Genomic DNA, 5,009 nt, shown 5'->3' with positions numbered 1-5,009 from the left:
GGCCGATGCCTTGATCTGCGGCGACGAGAAGACGGTATGGGCGGACGCCGCCTACGACACCCATGCCCGCCGTGCCCGGCTCAAGGCCGCAGGCAAGAAGCCTCGCATCGCGCGCCGCCCCAACAAGCACCATGCACTGCCGCCGCGGCTCAAACATTACAACCGTCTGATCGCCAGACGGCGTGCCGCAGTCGAGACCACCTTCGCCACGCTCAAGAACCGCATGAAGCTGACYACGATCCGCTATGTCGGGCTGGCCAAAGCCACTGCCCAGGTGACGTTAGCGGCGATTGCCTTCAACATGCGCCGATGGGCCGCCATCACAGGATAGGTGCGCCCGCAGTCCGGCCCCACGAGGCCGAACCGCCGCCCGAAATTCCAAACCAGACACAAGAACTCACGAATACGGGCGATATTCCCGCAATCCCGCTCTCATCCGCGCTCTGCTGCAATTACACAACGGGCCCCCTGTGGGAGAAGGTGGCCTCGCGAAGCGAGGTCGGATGAGGGGTGCTCCAGGGAACACCAACGCCTCACTCCGCTGGAACACCCCTCAACCGTCTCGGCGCTGCGCGCCGATCCACCTTCTCCCGCAAGGGGAGAAGGAAAGGCCGCGCTTCATTCCCCGTCGGCGAACACCATGTCCAGTATCCAGGGACACGCATAATAGTCGGCAATGCGGTCGATGACGCCGCCCTCGGCATGGACCCGCACCAGATAGGCCGGCCGCCAGGCCTCGCCTTGCAGCCTGTCGACGACCAGCACCGCCTCCCCCTCGATCGCGCCTTGACGCATGCGCCAGGGCTCGCCTTGCTCATATTCGACGAAATAGGGCGAGTTGGAGAGCAAGCCATTGTAGCAGTCCGAAACCCGCAGCCGGGCATCGGCGCTGGTCAGTGCCCGCACCCCGTCCCAGTCCCTGGCATTGAACAGTTCGACATAGCGGCCGAGCAGCCGTTCCAGTTCGGGGTCGTGCGCGGGCGCCGCGACCGATTGCGCCGGCAGAGCGGCGAGCTTGGCGCGACCGCGATTGAGCGCCGACTTGACGCCGCCTGATGTCGAGCCGACCAGGTCGGCGATCTCGTCCAGCGAGTGGTCGAAGACATCCTTGAGCAGCACGCAGGCGCGCTCCTTGGGCGGCAGGTGCACCACCAGCCGCTCGATGGCGCGGCCGGCGCCCGGGCCGGCTGGCTCGACCGGCAGCACGATCTCATCGCTGGCATAGCCTGCTTCCGCCTTGAGCCGCGTGCGGCGGTTGCGGATGAAGTCGATGCACCTGTTGTGGGCGATGCGGAACAGCCATGGCCGCAGCGCCTGTGCATCGTCGAGCAGCCCGATCTTGCGATAGGCCTCGAACAACGCCTCCTGCATGATGTCCTCGCCGTCGAGAGCCGAGCCGGTCATGCGCGCGCAATAGCGGTGCAGACGGACGCGCAAATGCGAGACCGTCTCCAGGAACGCCCTGTAGCGCAGGTCGAACAGGCCTTCGGGATCGCGGCGCGGCTCAACGCCTTGCCTCGCTTCGGGGGATTTGCGGATCTGCTGGTTCATCGCGGCACGTCGCTCGGCGTTGCCACAGCATTGCGCAAGCACGGCACATCCACAAGCGCGAAGCGCGACCCGACCAGCCGGCGCATGGTCACGCCGCCTTGCCGCTGGCAATCTTGTCTCTGACGGCATCCGGCAGCCCAAGCTTCGGCCGCACCCAGGCGGCGAAGCGGCCGATCGCGTCATCGGCTTCCGGCGCCCGGCCGGCCATCATCTGGAAGGAGTGCAGCATGCCGTCGAAGACGTCGAGGCGTGTCTCGACCCCAGCTCGGCCGGCGCGCTCGGCGAACATGCGGCTTTCGTCGACCAGCGTTTCGTCGCCGCCGGCCTGCAGGAACACCGGCGGAAAGCCGGAGAGGTCGGCATAGAGCGCGCTGACCTCCGGATCGAGCCGGTCGCGGTCGCCGATAAAATTGGTAACCAGCCAGTCGACGGACTCCCTGGCGAAGGCTGGATCCTTCTCGCGGTTGGTCGCGTAGCTGGCGCCGGTCAGCGCCATGTCGAACCAGCCGGAGATGATCAGCGTGGCGGCCGGCAGCGGCCGGCCCTGGGCACGCAGCCGCTGCAGCACGCCGTAGGTCAGCACCGCGCCGCAGGAATCGCCGGCAAGCGCGATCCGCCTGGTGTCGAAGCCCTGGTCGACGAGCCAGTTCCAGGCCGCCATCGCCGCTTCGAGCTGGGCCGGATGCTTGGCCTGGTGTGCCAGTGGATAGTTATAGAGCAAGGCCCGGCAGCCGACGGCCTTGGCCAGATGGCCGACCAGCTTGCGGTGCGTGTAGATCGAGCCGCCGAGGAAGCCGCCGCCATGCGCGTAAAGCAGCGCCCGCTCCTCGTCGGCGCCCTTCGGCACGATCCATAGCGCCGGCACACCGCCGGCATCGACCTCGATATAGTCGACGCCGCCGGGTTCGCCGGTCAGCGCCGTCCAGCTGGTGTCGTTGAAGCCGTTCATCGCCTGAGGGCTGGTGAACTTGCCGACATTGGCGGTGATCGCCGCGTAGTGGTTCCTGTTTGCCTCGCTCTCGATGCTCGCCATGATAGTCTCCCAGGGTTACGGATCGCGGACATGCGACCTTCCAAAGCCAAGGACGGACGGGCGGAGAAAAAGGATACGTCAGATCAGAACTTTCTTTCTCCTTTACCCGCCGGCGCGTAGCGGTTGACCACCATGCCGCAGGCATAGGCCTTCGAACCAAGCAAACGCAGGTTTCGGAAGCCGCCCTGGTCGAAGATGCGGCGGCCAGCGCCCAGCACCGCCGGGTTGATGAACAGCTGGAACTCGTCGACCAGCCCGGCCGCGATCAGCGCGGAGGCAAAGCCGGCGCCACCGAAGACGGCGATATCCGCGCCCTCGCCCATCTTCATCGCCTTGACTTCGCGCGGCAGGTCGCCGCTCACCACCTTCGTGCGCTCCCAGCGCGAGGCCTTGAGCTTGTCGCTCGGCACCACTTTCTGAGCCTCCACGACGCGCTGGGCGAAGGCGTAGAATGGATCTGCCGGATACTTCTTCGCTGCATTGCCCCAATGGCTGAGATAGCCCTCCTCCGCCATCTTGCGGCTGAGCAGGATGGTATCGATACCGGCGAAGATGGTGTTGAAATCCTGTTTCAACTCGTCGCCCCAGCCGATGTCGTCGCCCCATTCCCAGAGCTGCCAGCGATGGTCCGCATCGGCGCCGACGAAGCCGTCGACCGACATCTGCATCTGAAGAATGAGCTTTTTCATGGGGTTCGCCTCGTTTTCGGATTCTATGCGGAAGGCTCATGCCGCGCTTTGCGGGCGGGCGAAGGCTTGCGCCCAGCTCTCGAAACTGGTCGGCGTGGCGTTGCGGACCGACGGCGCCTCCAGCGCCCAGCGCTCGCCCTTGTTGAAGCTTGCCGCCGTTTCGCCGAGCGCATCGGCAAAGCTCGCCGACAGGCCATTGGCGACCATACCGGCGCGGACATCGGCGAAGGGGGCGGCATGATAGGCCACTTGCCTGCCGACCGCCTTGCCAAGGATCGCGGTGGCCTGTTCGAAGGTGTAGTAGCCGCCGCCATGCAATTCGACGACCCGTTCGGTGGGGAATCGGGCGGCGCCCAGCAAGGCGGCGGCGCGCTGCCCGACATCGCCGGCGGCAATCAGCGGCATCGGCAGATCGCCGCGGAACGGCGTGGCGAAAACGCCGGAAGCGGCTTGCTGGACAAAGCCCATGCCCCCAGCAAAATTCTCCGTGAAGAACGAGGCGCGCAGGAACACCAGCTCGTCGAGCCCGAGCGCTTCCAGCCGTTCCTCCATCAACGCGGCACCGAGCGAAGTTCCCATCCTGAGATGGGCGTTGAGGCCGCTGAGCAGCACGACGCGGCGCACGCCGGAGTGCGCTATCGCCGTTGCCAGCCGCTCGCCGACCTCGTCCTCGAAGCGATGGAGATCCGGCACGGCGACGTCGAACGGGATCATCACATAGGCGCTGTCGGCGCCGGAGAAGGCGGCCTTCAACGCACCGGCATCGTCAAGCGCAACGCCCAGACTGCGCGCCACGCCGCGCACCGTGTGCCCCCGCCCGACAAGCACGGAAGCGACTTCCGCGCCGACCTCGTTGGTGGCGCCGACAACCACGACGGTCCGCGGTGTGAAGGCGGTGTCGTTCTCGATCGCTTGTCGGTTCATGTCGTCCTCCTCTGCGAAACCAAGCCGTCATGGCCGGAAATTGCTTTACTTTTGGAACCATTGACGCAAGGCAAAAATGATGTCAATAGTAAAGTGATTTAAAAATGGAACCATAGCAATGTCGACGCGCGAAAGATCCGGCTGCCCGATCAGCCTGTCGCTCGAACTGCTCGGCGACCGCTGGACGCTGCTCATCATCCGCGACCTGGTCTTCGCCGGGAAAAAGCATTTTCGCGAATTCCTGCAGTCCGACGAAGGCATCTCCTCGCGCACGCTGGCAGAGCGGCTGCAGACGCTGCAGGACGAAGGCATCCTCACCCGCAGCGACGACCCGAGCCACGGACTGAAGGCGATCTACCGGCTGACGGAGGCCGGCATCGACCTTTTGCCGGTGCTGGCCACGCTCGGCGCCTGGGGCAGCAAGCACCGCAAGGCTGATGACAAGCTGGCCCGCATCGCCGACGAGCTGGCGGCCGGTGGCGAGCCGGCGCTGGAACGGATGAAGGCGGCGTTGCGGGCAGAGCATATTGGGTAGCTGGTAGCGCGGCGTTCCCTTCTCCCCTTGTGGGCCTGTTGTGTAATTGCAGCAGAGCGCGGATGAGAGCGGGATTGCGGGAATGTCGCCCGTATTCGTGAGTTCTTGTGTCTGGTTTGGAGTTTCGGGCGGCGGTTCGGCCTCGTGGGGCCGGACTGCGGGCGCACCTATCCTGTGATGGCGGCCCATCGGCGCATGTTGAAGGCAATCGCCGCTAACGTCACCTGGGCAGTGGCTTTGGCCAGCCCGACATAGCGGATCGTGGTCAGCTTCATGC

6 protein-coding genes and 1 pseudogene are annotated in these 5,009 nt (G+C 65.5%); 2 read left to right on the top strand and 5 right to left on the bottom strand.

All coding sequences use genetic code 11. The annotated features are described in order from the left end of the window. The coding region (locus AC1DX4_RS34980) for a transposase (RefSeq protein WP_477224673.1) at positions 1 to 331 on the top strand (331 nt) is incomplete at its 5' end. Between the two features lie 287 nt (positions 332 to 618). Here the strand turns inward: AC1DX4_RS34980 and AC1DX4_RS34975 are convergent. From AC1DX4_RS34975 to AC1DX4_RS34960, 4 genes are all read right to left on the bottom strand, one after another. Continuing rightward, positions 619 to 1,551, bottom strand: a complete 933-nt coding sequence (locus AC1DX4_RS34975; protein ID WP_477224672.1) for a sigma-70 family RNA polymerase sigma factor — start codon at positions 1,549 to 1,551, stop codon at positions 619 to 621. 88 nt (positions 1,552 to 1,639) lie between these two features. Continuing rightward, the gene (locus AC1DX4_RS34970; protein ID WP_477224671.1) at positions 1,640 to 2,584 is read right to left on the bottom strand and encodes an alpha/beta hydrolase; all 945 of its coding nucleotides are present in this window, start codon (positions 2,582 to 2,584) and stop codon (positions 1,640 to 1,642) included. Between the two features lie 83 nt (positions 2,585 to 2,667). Continuing rightward, positions 2,668 to 3,273: a dihydrofolate reductase family protein gene (locus tag AC1DX4_RS34965; RefSeq protein WP_477224670.1), complete on the bottom strand. Its 606-nt coding sequence runs from the start codon at positions 3,271 to 3,273 to the stop codon at positions 2,668 to 2,670. 36 nt (positions 3,274 to 3,309) lie between these two features. After that, entirely contained in the window at positions 3,310 to 4,197 is an 888-nt protein-coding gene (locus AC1DX4_RS34960) for an NmrA family NAD(P)-binding protein (RefSeq protein WP_477224669.1), read from the bottom strand. 118 nt (positions 4,198 to 4,315) lie between these two features. On the opposite strand from AC1DX4_RS34960, the gene AC1DX4_RS34955 reads away from it, so the two are divergent. After that, the gene (locus AC1DX4_RS34955; RefSeq protein ID WP_477224668.1) at positions 4,316 to 4,732 is read left to right on the top strand and encodes a winged helix-turn-helix transcriptional regulator; all 417 of its coding nucleotides are present in this window, start codon (positions 4,316 to 4,318) and stop codon (positions 4,730 to 4,732) included. Between the two features lie 167 nt (positions 4,733 to 4,899). On the opposite strand, the pseudogene AC1DX4_RS34950 reads toward AC1DX4_RS34955, so the two are convergent. Next, positions 4,900 to 5,009 (bottom strand): annotated as a pseudogene (locus AC1DX4_RS34950) (IS5/IS1182 family transposase); the annotation flags it as partial.

This window comes from Mesorhizobium sp. P3_A8, from assembly GCF_056402995.1.
Note: the sequence above shows the minus strand (reverse complement) of the source record. Positions and strands in the feature narration are given on the sequence as shown.